This is a genomic window from Enterobacter cloacae complex sp. XAL002 (assembly GCF_049236805.1).
Classification (GTDB): domain Bacteria; phylum Pseudomonadota; class Gammaproteobacteria; order Enterobacterales; family Enterobacteriaceae; genus Enterobacter; species Enterobacter intestinihominis.
Map to the genome: position 1 here is coordinate 102,683 of NZ_JBMKJN010000002.1, position 20,635 is coordinate 123,317.

Annotated in this window: 15 protein-coding genes; 13 read left to right on the plus strand and 2 right to left on the minus strand. The window is 56.3% G+C overall.

Annotated elements, in window-relative coordinates; all coding sequences use genetic code 11:
- The first annotated feature begins 13 nt into the window (after positions 1 to 13).
- From ACOT0L_RS02125 to ACOT0L_RS02145, 5 genes are all read left to right on the plus strand, one after another.
- A complete protein-coding gene (locus tag ACOT0L_RS02125) occupies positions 14 to 463 on the plus strand; it encodes a flavodoxin (protein ID WP_045308738.1) in 450 nt (149 codons plus the stop codon).
- 308 nt (positions 464 to 771) lie between these two features.
- Entirely contained in the window at positions 772 to 2,127 is a 1,356-nt protein-coding gene (gene gudP / locus ACOT0L_RS02130; protein ID WP_003862734.1) for a galactarate/glucarate/glycerate transporter GudP, read from the plus strand.
- Complete coding sequence (locus ACOT0L_RS02135) at positions 2,127 to 3,467, plus strand: enolase C-terminal domain-like protein (protein WP_023298498.1); 1,341 nt, start codon at positions 2,127 to 2,129, stop codon at positions 3,465 to 3,467. The genes gudP and ACOT0L_RS02135 overlap by 1 nt, the downstream gene beginning before the upstream one ends.
- A 15-nt stretch (positions 3,468 to 3,482) precedes the next feature.
- Entirely contained in the window at positions 3,483 to 4,820 is a 1,338-nt protein-coding gene (gene gudD, locus ACOT0L_RS02140; protein ID WP_046618678.1) for a glucarate dehydratase, read from the plus strand.
- A 77-nt stretch (positions 4,821 to 4,897) separates the two neighbouring features.
- Positions 4,898 to 6,043 carry a glycerate kinase gene (locus ACOT0L_RS02145; protein ID WP_022649207.1) on the plus strand — a complete coding sequence of 382 codons (1,146 nt, stop codon included), beginning with the start codon at positions 4,898 to 4,900 and terminating at the stop codon, positions 6,041 to 6,043.
- A gap of 49 nt (positions 6,044 to 6,092) precedes the next feature.
- Here the strand turns inward: ACOT0L_RS02145 and barA are convergent, their stop codons facing one another.
- Positions 6,093 to 8,852 (minus strand): two-component sensor histidine kinase BarA, encoded by a 2,760-nt coding sequence (gene barA, locus ACOT0L_RS02150; RefSeq protein WP_022649206.1) that lies wholly within the window; start codon positions 8,850 to 8,852, stop codon positions 6,093 to 6,095.
- Between the two features lie 57 nt (positions 8,853 to 8,909).
- Here barA and rlmD point away from each other — a divergent pair, with 57 nt between their 5' ends.
- The 5 genes from rlmD (at position 8,910) to eno (ending at position 16,591) form a co-directional block, all read left to right on the plus strand.
- Positions 8,910 to 10,208 carry a 23S rRNA (uracil(1939)-C(5))-methyltransferase RlmD gene (rlmD, locus tag ACOT0L_RS02155; protein WP_063841221.1) on the plus strand — a complete coding sequence of 433 codons (1,299 nt, stop codon included), beginning with the start codon at positions 8,910 to 8,912 and terminating at the stop codon, positions 10,206 to 10,208.
- 51 nt (positions 10,209 to 10,259) lie between these two features.
- Positions 10,260 to 12,491, plus strand: coding sequence for a GTP diphosphokinase (relA, locus tag ACOT0L_RS02160; protein ID WP_368995057.1), 2,232 nt, complete (start codon positions 10,260 to 10,262; stop codon positions 12,489 to 12,491).
- A gap of 66 nt (positions 12,492 to 12,557) precedes the next feature.
- Positions 12,558 to 13,349, plus strand: a complete 792-nt coding sequence (mazG, locus tag ACOT0L_RS02165; RefSeq protein WP_003862720.1) for a nucleoside triphosphate pyrophosphohydrolase — start codon at positions 12,558 to 12,560, stop codon at positions 13,347 to 13,349.
- A 223-nt stretch (positions 13,350 to 13,572) separates the two neighbouring features.
- Positions 13,573 to 15,210 (plus strand): glutamine hydrolyzing CTP synthase, encoded by a 1,638-nt coding sequence (gene pyrG / locus ACOT0L_RS02170; RefSeq protein WP_022649202.1) that lies wholly within the window; start codon positions 13,573 to 13,575, stop codon positions 15,208 to 15,210.
- A gap of 82 nt (positions 15,211 to 15,292) precedes the next feature.
- Positions 15,293 to 16,591, plus strand: a complete 1,299-nt coding sequence (eno, locus tag ACOT0L_RS02175; RefSeq protein ID WP_022649201.1) for a phosphopyruvate hydratase — start codon at positions 15,293 to 15,295, stop codon at positions 16,589 to 16,591.
- 52 nt (positions 16,592 to 16,643) lie between these two features.
- Here the strand turns inward: eno and ACOT0L_RS02180 are convergent, their stop codons facing one another.
- Complete coding sequence (locus ACOT0L_RS02180; RefSeq protein WP_015571725.1) at positions 16,644 to 17,468, minus strand: MurR/RpiR family transcriptional regulator; 825 nt, start codon at positions 17,466 to 17,468, stop codon at positions 16,644 to 16,646.
- A gap of 166 nt (positions 17,469 to 17,634) precedes the next feature.
- On the opposite strand from ACOT0L_RS02180, the gene ACOT0L_RS02185 reads away from it, so the two are divergent.
- The 3 genes from ACOT0L_RS02185 to queE are packed head-to-tail and all read left to right on the plus strand — an operon-like array spanning position 17,635 to position 20,627.
- Positions 17,635 to 19,194 carry a maltose/glucose-specific PTS transporter subunit IIC gene (locus tag ACOT0L_RS02185; protein WP_023298493.1) on the plus strand — a complete coding sequence of 520 codons (1,560 nt, stop codon included), beginning with the start codon at positions 17,635 to 17,637 and terminating at the stop codon, positions 19,192 to 19,194.
- Positions 19,194 to 19,901 (plus strand): N-acetylmannosamine-6-phosphate 2-epimerase, encoded by a 708-nt coding sequence (locus ACOT0L_RS02190; RefSeq protein ID WP_023298492.1) that lies wholly within the window; start codon positions 19,194 to 19,196, stop codon positions 19,899 to 19,901. Before ACOT0L_RS02185 ends, ACOT0L_RS02190 begins: the two co-directional genes overlap by 1 nt.
- A 54-nt stretch (positions 19,902 to 19,955) precedes the next feature.
- Entirely contained in the window at positions 19,956 to 20,627 is a 672-nt protein-coding gene (gene queE, locus ACOT0L_RS02195) for a 7-carboxy-7-deazaguanine synthase QueE (protein WP_006811780.1), read from the plus strand.
- Positions 20,628 to 20,635 lie beyond the last annotated feature (8 nt).

The window sequence follows — 20,635 nt, forward strand, 5'->3', positions numbered from 1 at the left end:
ACGGGAGCAAAGCATGGCTGAAGTAGGTATTTTTGTCGGCACGATGTACGGCAACTCGCTGCTGGTTGCGGAGGAAGCAGAAGCAATCCTCGTCAATCAGGGCCATAAAGCAACGGTCTATGAAGACCCGGAGCTGGCGGACTGGGAAAAGTATAAAGATAAATACATTCTGGTGGTGACCTCCACCACCGGGCAGGGCGATCTCCCGGACAGCATCGTCCCGCTTTTCCAGGGCATTAAAGACCAGCTTGGCTATCAGCCAGATGTTCACTATGGCATCATTGCCCTCGGCGATAGCTCTTACGCCAATTTTTGCGGCGGCGGTAAGAAGTTCGACGCGCTGTTGCAGGAACAGCACGCTCAGCGGGTCGGCGAGATGTTACTGATTGATGCTGGCGAGCACCCCGAACCGGAAAGCGAGTCAAATCCCTGGGTTGAACATTGGGCCACGCTCCTGAACTAACCCTGTACTATACGAGCTGTAGGCCGGGTAGGGCGTAGCCGCCACCCGGCAACGAAGCTGCACCATATCCTCAATTCCGTGAAGTATCTTCCACCACTTTGGGCTTATGCCCCAAACCACGTTCCCCACGCCCGTCAATGTTGTGTTTCTGCACGGTGAGAGAATCGGTCACTCCTTCATATACTTTTCCCGTCACTATAAAACGGCTTCGGGCCGTACCAAAACCAAACACAAATCTCTCATTCTGATTACCCTACAGGTGCTGTACAGAATGAACCAGGCGAAAGCTATGTTTCAGGAGTGCAACAATGAGTACATTAAGCCACGCGGCGAGCAGCGCTGAGAAGCGCACCAACGCCCGATACTGGATAGTGGTGATGCTGTTTATCGTCACCTCTTTCAACTACGGCGACCGTGCCACGTTATCCATTGCCGGCTCTGAGATGGCAAAGGACATCGGACTTGATCCGGTGGGTATGGGTTATGTTTTCTCCGCATTTTCATGGGCCTACGTAATCGGCCAAATCCCTGGCGGCTGGCTGCTGGACCGCTTCGGCTCAAAACGGGTCTATTTCTGGTCCATTTTCATCTGGTCGATGTTTACCCTTTTACAGGGCTTCGTGGATATCTTCAGCGGCTTCGGCATTATCATTGCGCTCTTTACCCTCCGCTTCCTGGTGGGTTTAGCGGAAGCGCCATCTTTCCCGGGCAACAGCCGCATTGTGGCCGCCTGGTTCCCGGCGCAGGAGAGGGGAACGGCGGTAGCAATCTTTAACTCGGCGCAATACTTTGCGACGGTTATTTTCGCGCCAATTATGGGCTGGCTGACGCACGAAGTGGGCTGGTCGCACGTCTTCTTCTTCATGGGCGGGCTGGGGATCGTCATCAGCTTTATCTGGCTGAAAGTGATCCACGAACCAAACCAGCACCCGGGCGTGAACAAGAAAGAGCTGGACTACATTGCTGAAGGCGGGGCGCTGATCAACATGGATCAGAAAACCCAGAAAGCAAAAGTCCCGTTCAGCCAGAAATGGGGGCAGATCAAACAGCTCGTCGGCTCACGGATGATGATCGGTATCTATCTCGGCCAGTACTGCATTAACGCCTTAACTTACTTCTTCATCACCTGGTTCCCGGTTTACCTGGTGCAGGCGCGCGGGATGTCGATTCTGAAGGCGGGTTTTGTCGCCTCTGTGCCAGCCATCTGCGGCTTCGTGGGCGGGGTGCTCGGCGGGGTCATCTCCGACTGGCTGATGCGTCGCACCGGTTCGCTGAATATTGCGCGTAAAACGCCAATCGTGCTCGGCATGCTGCTCTCCATGACCATGGTGTTCTGTAACTACGTCAGCGCGGAGTGGATGATTATCGGCTTTATGGCGATGGCCTTCTTCGGTAAAGGCATCGGCGCGCTGGGCTGGGCGGTGATGGCAGATACCGCGCCGAAAGAGATCAGCGGCCTGAGCGGCGGTCTGTTCAACATGTTTGGCAACATTTCCGGCATTGTCACCCCAATCGCTATCGGTTACATCGTCGGCACCACCGGCTCCTTCAATGGTGCGCTGATTTATGTAGGCGTCCATGCGCTGGTGGCGGTACTCAGTTACCTGGTGCTGGTGGGGGACATCAAACGAATCGAACTGAAACCTGTTGGGGAGCGCGGATGATGACAACGCAATCAAGCCCGATCGTGACGGAGATGAAAGTCATCCCGGTGGCGGGTCAGGACAGCATGCTGCTCAACATTGGCGGCGCGCATAACGCCTGGTTCACCCGCAACATCGTGGTGCTGACCGACAGCGCAGGGAATACCGGCGTCGGGGAAGCGCCTGGCGGAGAGGTGATTTACCAGACGCTGGTCGACGCCATCCCGCAGGTGGTTGGGCAGGAGGTCGCCCGCCTGAACAAGGTGGTTCAGCGGGTGCATAAGGGCAACCAGTCGGCTGATTTTGATACCTTCGGCAAAGGCGCCTGGACGTTTGAACTGCGCGTTAACGCGGTGGCGGCGCTGGAGGCGGCTCTCCTTGATTTACTGGGCAAGGCGCTGAACGTGCCGGTCTGCGAACTGCTGGGGCCAGGCAAACAGCGTGATGCGGTAACGGTGCTGGGCTATCTGTTCTACGTTGGCGACCGGACGAAAACCGATCTGCCGTATCTGGAGCGCTCGCCGGGCAGCCACGCGTGGTATCACCTGCGTCATCAGGAAGCGCTCTCTGGCGAGGCGGTGGTACGCCTGGCAGAGGCGGCGCAGGATCGCTACGGCTTTAAAGACTTCAAGCTGAAAGGCGGCGTTCTGCCGGGCGAACAGGAGATTGACAGCGTGCGCGCGTTGAAAAAACGCTTCCCGGAGGCACGCATCACCGTCGATCCGAACGGCGCCTGGCGGCTGGATGAAGCTATCGCGCTGTGCAAAGGACTGGGCGACGTGCTGACCTACGCGGAAGATCCGTGCGGCGCCGAGCAGGGCTTTTCTGGTCGCGAGGTGATGGCCGAATTCCGCCGCGCTACCGGGCTGCCGGTTGCGACCAACATGATCGCCACTAACTGGCGCGAAATGGGCCACGCGGTGATGCTGAATGCGGTGGACATACCGCTGGCTGATCCGCACTTCTGGACCCTTTCCGGCGCGGTGCGCGTGGCGCAGCTGTGCGATGACTGGGGGCTCACCTGGGGCTGCCACTCCAATAACCATTTCGACATTTCGCTGGCGATGTTTACTCACGTTGGCGCGGCGGCGCCGGGTAACCCGACCGCCATCGATACGCACTGGATCTGGCAGGAAGGCGAAGCGCGCCTGACCAAAAATCCACTTGAAATCAAAAACGGCACCATTGCCGTACCGGATGCGCCGGGGCTGGGCGTGGAGCTTGACTGGGATCAGATCCACAAGGCGCATGAAGCGTATAAAAAACTGCCGGGCGGCGCGCGCAACGACGCAGGCCCGATGCAGTACCTTATCCCCGGCTGGACATTTGACCGTAAGCGCCCTGTATTTGGACGTCACTGATAAAAGGATCGAACGATGAGCACATTTTCTACCCCTGTAGTCACCTCCATGCAGATCATTCCTGTCGCGGGACATGACAGCATGCTGATGAACCTGAGCGGCGCCCATGCGCCGTTCTTCACCCGTAATATTGTGGTGATCAAGGACAACTCAGGGCATACCGGTGTCGGTGAAATCCCGGGCGGGGAGAAGATCCGTAAAACGCTGGAGGACGCCATTCCGCTGGTGGTGGGTAAAACGCTGGGCGAGTACAAAAATGTGCTGACCAGCGTGCGTACGACCTTTGCCGATCGTGATGCGGGTGGCCGTGGTCTGCAAACGTTTGATCTGCGTACCACTATCCATGTGGTCACGGGTATTGAAGCCGCGATGCTGGATCTGCTAGGCCAGCATCTGGGCGTCAATGTCGCCTCCCTGCTGGGCGACGGCCAACAGCGCAGCGAAGTGGAAATGCTCGGCTACCTGTTCTTTATCGGCAACCGCAAACTCACCCCGCTGCCGTACCAGAGCCAGCCGGACGAAAAATGCGACTGGTATCGTGTGCGTCACGATGAAGCGATGACCCCGGATGCGGTGGTGCGCCTGGCTGAAGCCGCGTATGAAAAATATGGCTTTAATGACTTCAAGCTGAAAGGCGGCGTACTGGCGGGTGAAGAAGAAGCTGAGGCGATTGCCGCGCTGGCGAAGCGCTTCCCGCAGGCGCGCGTCACGCTGGATCCGAACGGTGCCTGGTCGCTTGAAGAGGCGATCAAAATTGGTAAGCAGCTCAAAGGCGTGCTGGCCTACGCGGAAGATCCGTGCGGCGCAGAGCAGGGGTTCTCTGGACGTGAAGTGATGGCGGAGTTCCGTCGCGCCACCGGGCTGCCAACCGCCACCAACATGATCGCGACCGACTGGCGCCAGATGGGGCACACGCTCTCGCTGCAATCGGTGGATATTCCGCTGGCAGACCCGCACTTCTGGACGATGCAGGGCTCGGTTCGCGTGGCGCAGATGTGCCATGAGTTCGGCCTGACCTGGGGCTCGCACTCCAACAACCACTTCGACATCTCGCTGGCGATGTTCACCCACGTAGCGGCTGCTGCGCCGGGCAACATTACCGCTATCGACACCCACTGGATCTGGCAGGAGGGCAATCAGCGCCTGACCAAACAGCCGTTTGAGATCAAGGGGGGGATGGTGCAGGTTCCAGCTACGCCGGGGCTGGGCGTTGAACTGGATATGGATCAGGTCATGAAAGCGCACGAGCTTTACCAGAAACACGGGCTGGGTGCACGTGATGATGCGCTGGCGATGCAGTACCTGATCCCAGAGTGGTCATTCGACAATAAACGTCCGTGCATGGTACGATAAGCCAACTGGGACCGCTCCCATTGGCGGTCCCTTACGTGGTGTATGCTTAACGTAACTAACATGCGTAAGGATGGCTTATGAAAATTGTTATCGCTCCAGACTCGTATAAGGAAAGCTTGAGCGCGCTGGAGGTGGCGACAGCGATAGAGGTCGGTTTTCGCGAAATTTTCCCCTCAGCGGAGTACGTCAAATTACCGGTTGCCGATGGCGGCGAAGGGACGGTGGAAGCGATGGTGGCAGCCACCCATGGGCGTCTTGTCCATGTTCCCGTTACCGGGCCTTTGGGAGAACACGTGGAAGGGTTTTTCGGGTTATCCGGAGACGGGAAAAGCGCGTTTATCGAGATGGCGGCCGCGAGCGGTCTGGAGCTTGTTGCTCCTGCAAAGCGTAACCCGTTAATCACCACCTCGTGGGGGACCGGGGAACTGATCCGTCATGCGCTGGATGCGGGCGTTAAGCATATCATTATTGGCATTGGAGGCAGCGCGACCAATGACGGTGGCGCAGGCATGGTGCAGGCGCTGGGCGTAAAACTGCTGGATGCGAAAGCACAGCCCGTTGGGCCGGGCGGCGGCGAACTGGCAAGCCTTGCGCATATCGATCTTAGTGGGCTGGATGAGCGGCTGGCAGACTGTCGAATTGAAGTGGCCTGCGATGTGACCAACCCCCTGATTGGCGAGACTGGCGCTTCTGCGGTATTCGGTCCTCAGAAAGGGGCGACGCCGGAGATGGTCAGGACGCTGGACAACGCGCTTGCGCATTACGCAAACATTATCGCCAGGGATCTGGATATTGACGTCTTAAACCTGGCGGGGGGCGGAGCAGCTGGCGGAATGGGGGCGGCGCTGTATGCATTTTGCGGGGCGCAGCTTCGTCGGGGGATTGAGATTGTCACCGATGCCCTGCATCTCGATGAACAGGTCGCGGACGCCGATCTGGTGATCACGGGCGAAGGGCGTATCGACAGCCAGACGATCCACGGCAAAGTGCCCGTTGGCGTGGCGAGAGTCGCGAAACGCTATAACAAACCGGTTATCGGCATTGCCGGCAGCCTGACGGCGGATGTTGGCGTGGTGCACGAGCACGGACTGGATGCGGTATTCAGCGTGATTTACACCATCTGCTCGCTGGAGGATGCGCTGGAAAATGCGCAACAGAATGTACAGATGGCCGCAAGGAATATTGCGGCGGCCATAAAGGTGGGGCAGGGGATGTCGCGTTAACGTTCGTGCTCCTGTAGGCCCGGTAAGCGAAGCGCCACCGGGCTTTTTCTTAGCTTCCCAACACCTTCATCGCTTCCCGCGTCACGTTGTCCATCTCGTCCAGCAGCTCCAGAAACTCCGGCTCAAGATCGGATTCTGGCGTACCCGCGCGGAGCTGCTGTTCAAGCAATTGGCAGAGATTTTTCAACCGCGGCACGCCGCTGTAGCCGCAGCTACCGTGCAGTTTATGGATGGCCTCCAGCAGCCCTTCAGGGTTTTCGCCCACCAGCTGTTCTTCAACCTTGTTACGGATCTCAGGCAGGAAGTCCACCAGCATTTGCAGCATATCGCGGGCCAGATCGGCTTTGCCTGCTGCCTGGCGCAGCGCCAGTTGCCAGTCAAACGTGGCATTCTGGTTAACGCTGATTTCCGGCGATTCAGCAGAAATGGTGTACGTCCCGCCAATGTGACCCGGTTTGTAGCGCAGCAGCAGGCTGTGCAGCTTCTCTTCATCAATCGGTTTCGCCAGATAATCGTTCATGCCCGCACCCAGCAGTTTCTCTTTTTGTCCCGCCATCGCGTGCGCCGTCACGGCAATCACCGGCGTCTGCTGCTGGTGCGGAAGCTGACGAATTAATTCGCAGGCGCGGATGCCATCCATGCCCGGCATCTGAATATCCATCAGGATCAGGTCGAACTGCATCTGTTTGGCTTGTTCTACGGCTTCGGCGCCGCTGGTACACAGTTCAACGTGCTGAACCTGATCCTCAAGCAGCACGCCAATCAGCTTAAGGTTTGCCGGGTTATCATCCACGGCCATCACCGTCATCGGCAGCTTATGTTCGTCGTTTTCCAGCGGCAGGGACTGATGCGTCAGACGGCAATATTCGGTCAACGCAGGTAACAGCCGTGTGGCGGTGAGGGGTTTCAGCAGACATGCCGCCGCCCCGTCGTTTTTAAGCTCTTCGGCGTTGATTTGGGCGTGGCACGGCAGAGCCAGCAGCAGGTAGTCCGTCATTGAGGCAGCCTTTGCCAGCCGTTCCTGCTGCATGGTCAGTTCTCCGGTAAATGTCACCGGAATCCCCAGCAAAAGAATATCGTAATGATCGTTCGCCAGCGCGGAGAAGGTCGGGCTGTAGACCACCTCCAGCGGCGTGCTGCTTAATACATCCAGCGTACACTGCGCCGCGGCGGCGTTCGGTTCCACATAGGCCAGACGCATCCCTTTCAGGCAGTCGGTGACCGGACCGTCGGTTTGCACGTTCGGATTAAGATCAAGATTGATATGGAACCAGAAGGTCGAGCCCCGGTTAGGCTGGCTGTGGAAGGAGATATCGCCTCCCATCTCTTTCACCAGCTTTTGGGTGATCACCAGACCCAGGCCCGTTCCGCCGTGACGACGGGAAATGCTCGCATCGGCCTGGCGGAACGCCTGGAACAGACGCGACTGATCGCGCTCCGGAATGCCGATGCCGGTATCCCGGATCTGAACTTCAATCTGGACCTTATTATTACTGAGCGCCCTTTTTTCGACCAGAATGTCGATGTTGCCGCTCTCGGTGAACTTAATCGCGTTGCCCACCAGATTGGTGATGACCTGTTGCAGGCGCAGCGGGTCGCCAATGACGTTATCCGGTACGTCATTTTTGATATTGAGCGTCAGTTCCAGCCCCTTATCATGCGAGGAGTGGGCGAGAAGCGTGACCACGTCATCCAGTGTGCTGCGCAGCGGGAAGGGGATACTCTCCAGAATCAGCTTGCCCGCTTCCAGCTTCGAGAAGTCCAGTACGTCGTTAATAATGGTCAGCAGGTTGTTGGCTGAGCGTTCAATGGTATGCAGGTGGTCACGCTGGGTCGGGTTGAGCTCGCTTTTGAGCGTCAGACGGGTGAAGCCAATCACCCCGTTCAGCGGCGTGCGCAGCTCATGCGACATGTTCGCCAGAAACTCAGACTTAATACGGGCCGCCTCCTGAGCGCGTTTTTTCGCCAGATCCAGCTCTACGTTCTGGATCTCCATCTGCTCCAGCGTTTCGCGCAGGTCAGAGGTGGCCTGGTCAACGTTGTGCTGCATCTCTTCGTGATAAGCCGCCAGCGACATCGCCATTGAGTTGATGCCGTTTTTCAGCATATCCAGCTCGCCGAGCATGAAGCCTTCCACGCGGCTGTCCAGCTGACCCCGGCGGATCCGGTCAACGGTATTCACCATGTTACGGATAGGCCCCGTGACGTCGCGCATCAGCCGCCAGCCGAAGATCAACGCGATGCCGATACAGAACAGCATCATCACGCCGGAGATGAATATTTCTTTGTACTGCTGGAGCCGCACCGACTTGAGATCCAGCTCCAGCGCCACATATCCCAGCATATTATTGCTGGACTTCGCATCGGACTGGGCGGATTCGTCGGGTGAATAGCTTTCTGAGATAATCGGCGTGCGCAGGATCATGATATCGCCGCGCCGCAGGACCGTGAGATGACGCGGGAAAGGGGTACCTTCCGGGATTTTCAGCGACGTGGGATCCAGATGGAAATTCGAGGTGACGAAAAGACGGTTATGCTCATCGTAAACGGAAATGGCGCGCACAATCTCTGAATGACGGCGGTGCAGCACGCTGATTAACTGACCAATGGATTCACGGTTTTGCAGGTTCATACCGTACTCGCTGGAGACGGCCAGCGGTTCGATAATGCTGGCCCCGGCATCTTCAAGCTGTCTCTGCAAATCGTTATAGCGATGCACCACAAAGAAAATGCTCAGCAGCAAACCGATGAGAACGGTAGGAGCGAGGATCAAAATCATCATGCGCGCGCGCAGGCTGTAGTTGGTCATGGAGTTCCGTTATGGGACAATCAGGCTAATTATGTTTATTTGAGAACAATCTCGGCGATGGCGCAATTCTACTCTGCAAAACGACGCGTGACGACGCGTCAGATCATAACTGTTGAAGCCTCTGACCTCGATCCTTTTGGACAGGGGGTAGCGCGTCACAAGGGTAAGACACTGTTTATCACAGGTTTGCTGCCAGGAGAACGCGCAGATATTACGCTGACGGAAGACAAACGCCAGTATGCGCGCGGCCAGGTCAAGCGCCGTCTTAATGATAGCCCGGAGCGCGTGACGCCTCGCTGCCCCCATTTTGGCGTTTGCGGAGGCTGTCAGCAACAGCATGCCAGCACAGAATTACAGCAAAAAAGTAAAAGCAACGCGCTGGCCCGCCTGCTAAAACATGACGTCAGTGACATCGTTGCTGACCAGCCGTGGGGCTACCGTCGCCGCGCTCGCCTGAGTCTAAGCTACCAGCCAAAAACTGAACGGCTGGAGATGGGGTTTCGCAAAGCCAGCTCCAGCGATATCGTCTCCATCACGCAATGCCCTGTTTTGGCGCCCCAACTTGAGGCGCTGCTCCCGGCCGTGCACCATTGTCTTGCATCGCTGGATGGTGTGCGTTCGCTGGGCCATGTCGAACTGGTGCTGGCCAACGGCGGCCCGCTGATGGTGCTGCGCCACACCGCACCGCTGTCCAGGGCAGATCGCGAAAAACTGGAACGCTTTTCGCATTCTCATGAGCTTGCGCTTTTCCTCGCGCCGCAAAGCGAGATACTTGAGCAGGTTAGCGGAGACGCGCCCTGGTATGCGTCAGACGGGCTACGCTTAACGTTCAGCCCGCGGGATTTTATCCAGGTCAATGACGGCGTGAACCAGCAGATGGTGGCGAACGCGCTGGCGTGGCTTGACGTCCAGCCCACCGATCGGGTGCTCGATCTGTTCTGCGGTATGGGTAACTTTACCCTGCCACTGGCCCGCAAAGCCGCAAGCGTGGTCGGGGTGGAAGGCGTTGAGGCGTTGGTGGCGAAAGGCCAGGAGAACGCCCAACAGAACGGCTTGCAAAATGTGACATTCTTTCATCAAAATCTTGAGGATGATGTTACTCAGCAACCGTGGGCTAAGCAGGGCTTTGATAAGATCCTGCTCGATCCGGCGCGCGCAGGTGCGCCGGGCGTGATGCAGCATATAATTAAACTCGCGCCTGAACGCGTGGTCTATGTTTCCTGTAACCCGGCGACGCTGGCCCGTGACAGCGAAGCATTATTGAGCGGGGGTTACCAGATTCGGCGTCTGGCAATGCTGGACATGTTCCCGCACACTGGACATCTGGAATCAATGGTGTTGTTCGAGCACATCTAATGAGTTTGGCTTGTCGACTTCGACAGGCCCTTGTCCCTAAAGGAGAGGACGATGGTTGCGGTAAGAAGTGCACATTTAAATAAAGCTGGTGAGTTTGACCCTCAAAAATGGATCGCAAGTCTGGGGATTTCCAGCCAGCAGTCGTGTGAACGCTTAACCGAAACCTGGGCCTATTGTTTACGCACAACGCAGGGGCATCCGGACGCTGAACTGCTGTTGTGGCGCGGCGTGGAGATGGTTGAAATTCTCTCCATGCTTAACATGGATATCGAAACGCTACAGGCCGCGCTGCTGTTCCCACTGGCAGATGCTAACGTGGTGACGGAAGACGTGCTGCGTGAAAGCGTCGGCCAGTCCGTCGTGGCGCTCATCCACGGCGTGCGTGATATGGCCGCCATCCGTCAACTGAAAGCCGCGCAAACGGATTCTGTCTCTTCCGAGCAGGTGGATAACGTCCGCCGCATGCTGCTTGCGATGGTGGATGATTTTCGCTGCGTGGTGATCAAGCTGGCCGAACGGGTTGCCCATCTGCGCGAAGTGAAGGATGCCCCGGAAGACGAGCGCGTCCTGGCCGCCAAAGAGTGTACGAATATCTATGCGCCGCTGGCGAACCGTCTGGGTATCGGGCAACTGAAGTGGGAGCTGGAAGATTACTGCTTCCGCTATCTGCATCCGGCGGAATACAAACGCATTGCAAAATTGCTGCACGAACGCCGCATCGACCGCGAGCACTATATCGAGGAATTTGTCAGCGGGCTGCGCCAGTCGATGAAAGAGGAGAATGTGCGCGCCGAGGTCTACGGGCGTCCGAAGCACATCTACAGCATCTGGCGCAAAATGCAGAAGAAACACCTCGCCTTTGACGAGCTGTTTGACGTGCGCGCCGTGCGTATCGTGGCGGAGCGTCTCCAGGACTGCTACGCCGCGCTGGGGATAGTACATACTCACTTCCGCCATCTGCCGGATGAGTTCGATGACTACGTCGCGAACCCCAAACCGAATGGCTATCAGTCCATCCACACTGTGGTGCTTGGCCCCTGCGGCAAAACTGTGGAAATTCAGATCCGTACTAAACAGATGCACGAAGACGCCGAGCTGGGCGTCGCCGCGCACTGGAAGTACAAAGAAGGCACTTCCGGCGGCGCGCGCTCCGGACACGAGGACCGTATCGCCTGGCTGCGTAAGCTGATTGCGTGGCAGGAAGAGATGGCCGACTCCGGCGAAATGCTCGACGAAGTGCGCAGTCAGGTCTTCGACGATCGCGTCTACGTCTTTACCCCGAAAGGGGATGTGGTTGATCTGCCGGCAGGCTCTACGCCGCTCGATTTCGCCTACCACATTCACAGCGACGTGGGGCACCGTTGCATCGGGGCGAAGATCGGCGGACGTATCGTACCGTTTACCTACCAGCTACAGATGGGTGACCAGATTGAAATCATCACCCAGAAGCAGCCAAACCCAAGCCGCGACTGGCTGAATCCAAACCTCGGTTACGTGACCACCAGCCGCGGGCGCTCTAAAATTCACGCCTGGTTCCGCAAGCAGGATCGTGACAAGAATATCCTTGCCGGTCGTCAGATCCTTGACGACGAGCTGGAGCATATCGGGATAAACCTGAAAGAGGCGGAGAAGTTCCTGCTGCCGCGCTACAACTTCAACGAGCTCGACGAACTGTTAGCGGCGATTGGCGGCGGCGATATCCGCCTGAACCAGATGGTGAACTTCCTGCAAGCGCAGTTCAACAAGCCAAGCGCGGCAGAGCAGGATGCGGCAGCGCTGAAACAGCTCCAGCAGAAAACCTACGCTCCGCAGCAGCGCAGCAAGGACAATGGCCGCGTGGTGGTTGAAGGGGTGGGTAACCTCATGCACCATATTGCCCGCTGCTGCCAGCCGATACCGGGTGACGATATTGTCGGCTTTATCACCCAGGGGCGCGGGATCTCAATTCACCGCTCCGACTGTGATCAGCTTGCTGAGCTGCAATCGCATGCGCCGGAACGTATCGTGGAAGCCGTCTGGGGTGAAAGCTACTCCGCTGGCTACTCGCTGGTGGTGCGCGTCACTGCCAACGACCGCAGTGGCCTGCTGCGCGACATCACCACCATTCTCGCCAACGAGAAGGTCAACGTGCTGGGCGTTGCCAGCCGCAGCGATACCCGCGAGCAGCTTGCCACCATCGATATGACCATCGAAATCTATAACCTGCAGGTGCTGGGCCGGGTGCTCGGTAAACTGAACCAGGTGCCGGATGTGATTGACGCGCGTCGTCTGCACGGCGGCTGAACATCCTCTTCTGTAGGCCGGGTAAGGCAACGCTGCCACCCGGCATTTTGACATCAGGACAGAACTATGACTCAAATCGACCGCCTGCTTGGCATCATGAAACGCCTGCGCGACCCGGAAAACGGCTGCCCGTGGGATAAAGAGCAGACTTTCGCCACCATTGCGCCTTACACGCTGGAAGAAACCTACGAAGTGCTGGATGCGATTTCGCGCGAAGATTTCGACGACCTGCGCGGTGAGCTGGGCGACCTGCTGTTCCAGGTGGTGTTCTACGCACAGATGGCGCAGGAAGAGGGGCGCTTTAACTTTGACGACATCTGCGCCGCTATCAGCGACAAGCTGGAGCGCCGTCATCCGCATATCTTTGGCGATGCCTCCGCAGGCAACAGTGCGGAAGTGCTGGCGCGCTGGGAGCAGATCAAAAGCGCCGAACGCGCTGAAAAATCCCAGCACTCGGCGCTGGACGACATTCCCCTGAACCTTCCTGCGCTGATGCGCGCGCACAAAATTCAAAAGCGCTGCTCGGCGGTAGGGTTTGACTGGACCTCTCTCGGCCCAGTGCTGGAAAAAGTGCACGAAGAGATCGACGAAGTGATGCATGAAGCGCAGCAGGCCGTTGTGGATGAAGCAAAGCTGGAAGAGGAGATGGGCGATCTGCTGTTCGCGACCGTCAACCTTTCTCGCCACCTCGGTGTAAAAGCGGAAACCGCCCTGCAAAAAGCGAACATTAAATTCGAACGTCGTTTCCGCGAAGTTGAGCGCATTGTGGCCTCGCGTGGCCTGGAAATGAGCGGCATTGACCTCGACGCGATGGAGGAAGTCTGGCAGGAAGTAAAACGCCAGGAACATGATCTCTAACGAAATTTTGCGATCAAGCGCAATTTGTGTGATTTTTTAAATGACAAGCGCTTGATTTGCGTCAAAAACATTTACCCAAAAGGGGCTATTTTCTCACTCCTTATGTTTGTCATGGCCTGGGAAGGAGACGGAGAATGAAAGTTTGTGGCGCTCGTCGTGTTCGGGTATACTACTTTCCCGTCCTGGTTATTCCATCGTTTCACCCTAACTTCTCAGGTTCAGCATGACAACGAACTATATTTTTGTGACCGGCGGGGTCGTATCCTCTCTGGGTAAAGGCATTGCCGCAGCCTCCCTCGCAGCCATTCTTGAAGCCCGTGGCCTCAATGTGACCATGATGAAACTGGATCCGTACATCAACGTCGATCCAGGCACCATGAGCCCAACCCAACACGGGGAAGTGTTCGTTACTGAAGACGGCGCTGAAACCGATCTGGATCTTGGCCACTACGAGCGTTTCATCCGTACCAAAATGACCCGTCGTAACAACTTTACGACTGGCCGTATCTACTCTGACGTTCTGCGTAAAGAGCGCCGTGGTGACTACCTGGGCGCGACCGTGCAGGTCATCCCACACATCACTAACGCCATTAAAGAGCGTGTCCTTGCCGGTGGCGAAGGGCATGACGTTGTGCTGGTTGAAATCGGCGGTACCGTAGGGGATATCGAATCCCTGCCGTTCCTCGAAGCGATTCGTCAGCTGGCGGTAGATATTGGTCGTGAGAACGCGCTGTTCATGCACCTGACGCTGGTGCCTTACATGGCGGCAGCAGGTGAAGTGAAAACCAAACCGACTCAGCACTCCGTTAAAGAGTTGCTCTCCATCGGTATTCAGCCTGATATCCTGGTTTGCCGTTCCGATCGCGCGATTCCGGCGAACGAACGCGCGAAAATTGCATTGTTCTGTAACGTGCCTGAAAAAGCCGTTATTTCAATGAAAGACGTCGATTCCATTTATAAAATCCCGGGCCTGTTGAAATCACAGGGTCTGGACGATTATATTTGTAAACGATTCAGCTTGAACTGTCCGGAAGCTAACCTGTCTGAATGGGAGCAGGTGATTTACGAAGAAGCCAATCCGGGCGGCGAAGTGACTATCGGTATGGTCGGCAAGTATATTGAACTGCCGGACGCCTATAAGTCAGTTATCGAGGCGCTGAAGCACGGTGGTCTGAAGAATCGCGTCTCTGTGAACATCAAGCTGATTGATTCGCAGGATGTTGAAACGCGCGGCGTTGAAATTCTCAAAGATCTGGATGCGATTCTCATCCCTGGCGGCTTCGGCTACCGTGGTGTTGAAGGCAAGATCGCCACTGCACGCTATGCGCGTGAAAACAATATTCCATACCTCGGCATCTGCCTGGGTATGCAGGTTGCGCTGATTGAATTTGCGCGCAACGTAGCGGGAATGGAAAACGCGAACTCTACGGAATTTGTGCCAGACTGTAAGTACCCTGTCGTGGCGCTGATTACGGAATGGCGCGACGAAGACGGTAACGTCGAAGTCCGTACCGAGAAGAGCGATCTGGGTGGCACCATGCGTCTTGGCGCACAGGCCTGCCAGCTGTCAGACGATAGCGTGGTTCGCAAGCTGTACGGCGAGCCGGTGATTACCGAGCGCCATCGTCACCGCTATGAAGTCAACAACATGTTGTTGAAACAAATTGAAGCTGCAGGTCTGCGTGTTGCAGGCCGTTCCGGGGATGATCAGTTAGTCGAGATCATCGAAGTGCCAAACCATCCGTGGTTCGTGGCCTGCCAATTCCACCCGGAATTTACTTCAACGCCGCGTGACGGGCATCCGCTGTTTGCAGGCTTCGTGAAAGCCGCCAGCGAGTACCAGAAGCGTCAGGCGAAGTAAAAAAAGTTAGAACGGCAACGCGTACCCCTGGTACGCGTTGTTTGTCTGGAGTTTTAGTTTAACTTGTACTGAGGAAAATCTAATGTCCAAAATCGTTAAAGTCATCGGTCGTGAAATCATCGACTCCCGTGGTAACCCGACCGTTGAAGCCGAAGTTCATCTGGAAGGTGGTTTCGTCGGTATGGCTGCTGCTCCATCAGGCGCATCTACAGGTTCCCGCGAAGCGCTGGAACTGCGTGATGGCGACAAATCCCGTTTCATGGGCAAAGGCGTACTGAAAGCGGTTGGCGCTGTTAACGGTCCTATTGCTCAGGCTATCGTTGGCAAAGATGCCAAAGATCAGGCTGGCATCGACAAGATCATGATCGATCTGGACGGTACTGAAAACAAATCTAACTTCGGTGCGAACGCAATCCTGGCAGTTTCCCTGGCGAACGCCAAAGCAGCCGCTGCTGCTAAAGGTATGCCACTGTTCGAGCACATCGCTGAACTGAACGGCACCCCAGGCAAATACTCCATGCCTGTACCAATGATGAACATCATCAACGGTGGTGAGCACGCAGACAACAACGTTGATATTCAGGAATTCATGATTCAGCCTGTTGGCGCGAAATCCCTGAAAGAAGCGGTGCGTATGGGTTCTGAAGTGTTCCACAACCTGGCTAAAGTTCTGAAAGCTAAAGGTATGAACACTGCTGTTGGTGACGAAGGTGGCTACGCGCCAAACCTGGGTTCTAACGCAGAAGCGCTGGCTGTTATCGCTGAAGCGGTTAAAGCAGCAGGCTACGAGCTGGGCAAAGACATCACCCTGGCGATGGACTGTGCAGCATCTGAATTCTACAAAGACGGTAAATACGTTCTGGCTGGCGAAGGCAACAAAGCATTCACCTCCGAAGAGTTCACCCACTTCCTGGAAGACCTGACCAAACAGTACCCAATCGTTTCTATCGAAGACGGTCTGGACGAGTCTGACTGGGATGGTTTCGCATACCAGACCAAAGTACTGGGCGACAAAATCCAGCTGGTTGGTGACGATCTGTTCGTAACCAACACCAAGATCCTGAAAGAAGGCATCGAGAAAGGCATCGTTAACTCCATCCTGATCAAATTCAACCAGATCGGTTCTCTGACCGAAACGCTGGCTGCGATCAAAATGGCGAAAGACGCTGGCTACACCGCTGTTATCTCTCACCGTTCTGGCGAAACTGAAGACGCTACCATCGCTGACCTGGCTGTGGGTACCGCTGCTGGCCAGATCAAAACCGGTTCTATGAGCCGTTCTGACCGTGTTGCTAAATACAACCAGCTGATTCGTATCGAAGAAGCGCTGGGCGAAAAAGCACCTTACAACGGTCGTAAAGAGATCAAAGGCCAGGCATAAGCCTGAACTTTCGTTCTTATGAAAAAACCCGCTTCGGCGGGTTTTTTGTTTTCTATAGCAGAAGCGGCAGCGTGGCGCTGGCCGTTTGCTGGCTTACGTCACCGTAATGGCTGTCTACTGCAATAAGGGAAGTGGTAAGCAGTTCAACCAGCAGCATCACGCCAACCTTGGCATTGAGCGCACCCGCGCTCAGCGGTCCCTCGGGCTTGGCTGCAACCAGCTGTAAATCGCTCAGGGAGGCCAGCGGGCTGCGGGGTGTATTGCTGAGCGCCAGTACCTTAACGCCACGCTTGCGGGCGAGTTTCACCACGTGAAGCAGATCCCGTGTAGAGCCAGAACTTGAGATGGCCACCACCAGCGTCTCTTTTGAGAGCGTCGTCGCATTCATGGCGGCGCGATGCATATCGCTAAACAGCTGTGCAGGTTTGCCGAGTCGCAGCAGCTTGTAATGCAAATACTCCCCCAGAATCGCGCTGGCCGCCACCCCGTAAATTTGCACTGATTGCGCCTGATGCAGGGCCAGTGTCGCCTGTTCAAGCTGGGCCCGGTCGAGGAGTTTTGCGGTATCTTGCAGCGCCTGGACAGACTCATCCACCACGTTATCTATCGCATCTCCTGCCTGACGCTCTGGCAAACCCTGCTGAATATCCAGCGCAAGCGCCATTTTAAATTCGTTATATCCCTTACAGCCCAGCGTGCGGCAAAGGCGTGTGACGCTGGCCTCGCTGGTGCCGCTTTCACGCGCCAGCTCGGTGATCGTCAGGTAGAGCACCCTGGCAGGATCGTTGAGAACAAACTCCCCCAGTTTTTGTTGCGTTGGGCTGTACCCGGAAGCCTCCTGGCGTAGCTTCAGCAGCAGGTTTTCATGGTCCGACATGCTAGATCCTTAATGCGTTTCTCTGCCAACTAGTGTGGCGGAAAGCGGGGGAGAGATGCCAGTCATTTCGAAAAAGTATGATCGGCGTCCTGGTTTTTGGTGGTAATTTTCACAATTAAAATTATATATGGTAAAAATTTTCATCAATAACCAGGGGGATAAAAATATGATGCAAATGTTCAGCGGAGCGTCTTCCGGCGGATGGTTTGAAAAAGCGCAGCGCTTTGGCAAATCCTTTATGTTACCTATCGCCATACTGCCCGCAGCAGGTCTGTTGTTGGGGATCGGCGGGGCGCTATCGAATCCGAATACGCTTACCGCGTATCCATTTTTAGACGTTGGCTGGCTACAGGCCATCTTTACCATCATGAGCAGTGCAGGCTCGATTGTGTTCGCAAACCTGTCGGTACTGTTTGCTGTTGGGGTCGCCGTTGGGCTGGCAAAAAATGATAAAGGTACGGCAGGGCTGGCGGCATTACTCGCTTATCTGGTGATGAATGCCACTATCAATGCGCTGCTGATCCTGACCGGAAAACTGGCGCATGAGAACCCGGGCGCCGTAGGGCAGGGCATGACGCTGGGTATTCAGACGCTTGAAACGGGCGTGTTTGGTGGGGTCGTTATTGGGCTTGTGACCTGCGCACTGCATCATCGGTTTAATAAAATCGCGCTTCCGCAATTCCTGGGCTTTTTTGGCGGCTCACGCTTCGTACCCATTATCAGCTCACTGGCGGCGATACTCGTCGGCGCGCTGATGACCGTGGTCTGGCCGCATTTTCAGAAGCTGATCTTTGGCCTTGGCGGTCTGGTGGATGCCACCGGCTATCTGGGAACATTGCTGTACGGCTTCATCCTGCGCATGCTTGGCCCGTTTGGCCTGCACCACATCTTTTATCTGCCGTTCTGGACCACCGCGCTTGGCGGCAGTGAAATTGTTAACGGTCACCTGGTTGAGGGCACGCAGCGGATCTTCTTTGCTCAGCTCGCGGACCCGAACACCCAGCACTTCTATGAGGGCACGTCGCGCTTCATGTCCGGGCGCTTTATTACGATGATGTTTGGCCTGCTGGGCGCCTGCCTGGCGATGTACCACACGGCTAAACCCGAGAACAAGAAGCGCGTAGCCGGGCTGCTGCTGTCAGCGGCGTTAACCTCTTTCCTGACGGGCATTACCGAGCCCATCGAGTTCTCATTCCTGTTTATTGCGCCGGTGCTGTACGTCATTCATGCGCTGTTTGACGGGCTGGCGTTTATGCTCGCGCACATGCTGCATATCACCATCGGGCAAACTTTCTCCGGCGGGTTTATTGATTTCGTGCTGTTCGGCATTTTGCAGGGTGAAGCGAAAACTAACTGGATGTTCGTCCCGCTGGTAGGCGTACCGTGGTTCTTCCTTTACTACTGTACTTTCCGCTATCTGATTAAACGTTTTGATTTTGCCACGCCGGGCCGTGAAAAGGAGGCGTTGGCTGACGAGGCTACCCTGCCGCAAAGCGAGCGTGCCGCGGCGGTGGTCGCCGGATTGGGTGGAAGAGACAATCTTGATGACGTTGACTGCTGCGCCACGCGTCTTCGCGTCACGGTGAAAGACGGTAGCAAAGTCAATGAAGCAGCATTGAAAGCGACCGGCGCGCGCGGCGTTATCGTCCGCGGCAACGGTGTCCAGGTCATCTATGGCCCGCACGTCACCCTTATCAAAAACGAAGTGGAAGAGATCTTATCGTAATGAAAACTGTACTGGATAACCTGAAAGGAAAACTGGTCGTCTCCTGCCAGGCGCTGGAAAATGAACCGCTGCACAGCCCGTTTATTATGTCGCGAATGGCGCTGGCGGCAGCCCAGGGCGGTGCCGCTGCGATCCGCGCCAATAGCGTGGTGGATATCAAGGCTATCAAAGGGCTGGTCTCACTGCCGGTCATCGGCATCATCAAACGGGACTATCCGGATAGCGAGGTGTTTATCACCGCGACGCTCAAAGAAGTGGATGAGCTGATGGCGGTCGCCCCGGACATCGTTGCGCTGGATGCGACCGCCCGGAAACGGCCCGGTGGCGTATCGCTGGACATGCTGATCGCGCAGATCCGCACCCGTTACCCTTCGCTGCTGCTGATGGCGGATATTGCCACCGTGCAGGAGGCCGTGACCGCGCAGGCGCTGGGGTTTGATTGTGTCGGAACCACCCTTTACGGTTATACGGCAGAGACCGCGGGCCATTCGCTACCGGAAAATGACTGCGCGTTTTTGAAAGAGGTGCTGTCTGCCGTCACGATCCCCGTGATTGCCGAAGGTAACGTGGATACCCCCGATCGCGCGGCCAGGTGTCTGGAGTTGGGGGCGCATACGGTTGTCGTCGGCGGGGCGATCACCCGACCGCAGCAAATTACGGAACGGTTTATGGCGGCAATTGGCGCGCAAAGCACCGATGGAGCATGATCATCTGACGGGGATCTGCGATACTTATCATTTATTCCCTTAACAGAGTTGACTATGCAGTACCCGATTAACGAGATGTTCCAGACCCTGCAAGGCGAGGGTTACTTTACCGGCGTTCCCGCTATCTTTATTCGTTTACAGGGATGCCCGGTTGGCTGCGCCTGGTGTGATACCAAACATACGTGGGATAAGCTCGCAGATCGGGAAGTGTCGCTGTTCAGCATTCTGGCTAAAACCAAAGAGAGCGATAAATGGGGCGCGGGCAGCGCGGAAGATCTGCTTGCCATTATTGGTCGTCAGGGCTGGACGGCGCGGCATGTGGTGATCACCGGCGGGGAACCCTGCATTCACGATCTGATGCCCCTCACCGAACTGCTCGAGAAGAACGGCTATAGCTGTCAGATCGAAACCAGCGGTACCCATGAAGTGCGCTGCTCCCATTCAACGTGGGTAACGGTTTCACCGAAAGTGAATATGCGTGGCGGTTATGACGTGTTGTCGCAGGCGCTTGAGCGTGCGGATGAGATCAAACATCCGGTGGGGCGCGTGCGTGACATCGAAGCGCTGGACGAACTGCTGGCGACGTTGACGGATGAGAAGCAGCGCGTGATCGCGCTACAGCCTATCAGCCAGAAAGACGATGCAACCCGTCTGTGCATTGAAACCTGTATCGCCCGCAACTGGCGCCTGTCGATGCAGACGCACAAATATCTGAACATTGCCTGATACTTGTG

Coding starts and splice junctions, on each gene's coding strand:
- ACOT0L_RS02125 (WP_045308738.1), top strand. CDS start 14: ATGGCTGAAGTAGGTATTTTTGTCGGCACGATGTACGGCAACTCGCTG.
- gudP (WP_003862734.1), top strand. CDS start 772: ATGAGTACATTAAGCCACGCGGCGAGCAGCGCTGAGAAGCGCACCAAC.
- ACOT0L_RS02135 (WP_023298498.1), top strand. CDS start 2,127: ATGACAACGCAATCAAGCCCGATCGTGACGGAGATGAAAGTCATCCCG.
- gudD (WP_046618678.1), top strand. CDS start 3,483: ATGAGCACATTTTCTACCCCTGTAGTCACCTCCATGCAGATCATTCCT.
- ACOT0L_RS02145 (WP_022649207.1), top strand. CDS start 4,898: ATGAAAATTGTTATCGCTCCAGACTCGTATAAGGAAAGCTTGAGCGCG.
- barA (WP_022649206.1), bottom strand. CDS start 8,852: ATGACCAACTACAGCCTGCGCGCGCGCATGATGATTTTGATCCTCGCT.
- rlmD (WP_063841221.1), top strand. CDS start 8,910: ATGGCGCAATTCTACTCTGCAAAACGACGCGTGACGACGCGTCAGATC.
- relA (WP_368995057.1), top strand. CDS start 10,260: ATGGTTGCGGTAAGAAGTGCACATTTAAATAAAGCTGGTGAGTTTGAC.
- mazG (WP_003862720.1), top strand. CDS start 12,558: ATGACTCAAATCGACCGCCTGCTTGGCATCATGAAACGCCTGCGCGAC.
- pyrG (WP_022649202.1), top strand. CDS start 13,573: ATGACAACGAACTATATTTTTGTGACCGGCGGGGTCGTATCCTCTCTG.
- eno (WP_022649201.1), top strand. CDS start 15,293: ATGTCCAAAATCGTTAAAGTCATCGGTCGTGAAATCATCGACTCCCGT.
- ACOT0L_RS02180 (WP_015571725.1), bottom strand. CDS start 17,468: ATGTCGGACCATGAAAACCTGCTGCTGAAGCTACGCCAGGAGGCTTCC.
- ACOT0L_RS02185 (WP_023298493.1), top strand. CDS start 17,635: ATGATGCAAATGTTCAGCGGAGCGTCTTCCGGCGGATGGTTTGAAAAA.
- ACOT0L_RS02190 (WP_023298492.1), top strand. CDS start 19,194: ATGAAAACTGTACTGGATAACCTGAAAGGAAAACTGGTCGTCTCCTGC.
- queE (WP_006811780.1), top strand. CDS start 19,956: ATGCAGTACCCGATTAACGAGATGTTCCAGACCCTGCAAGGCGAGGGT.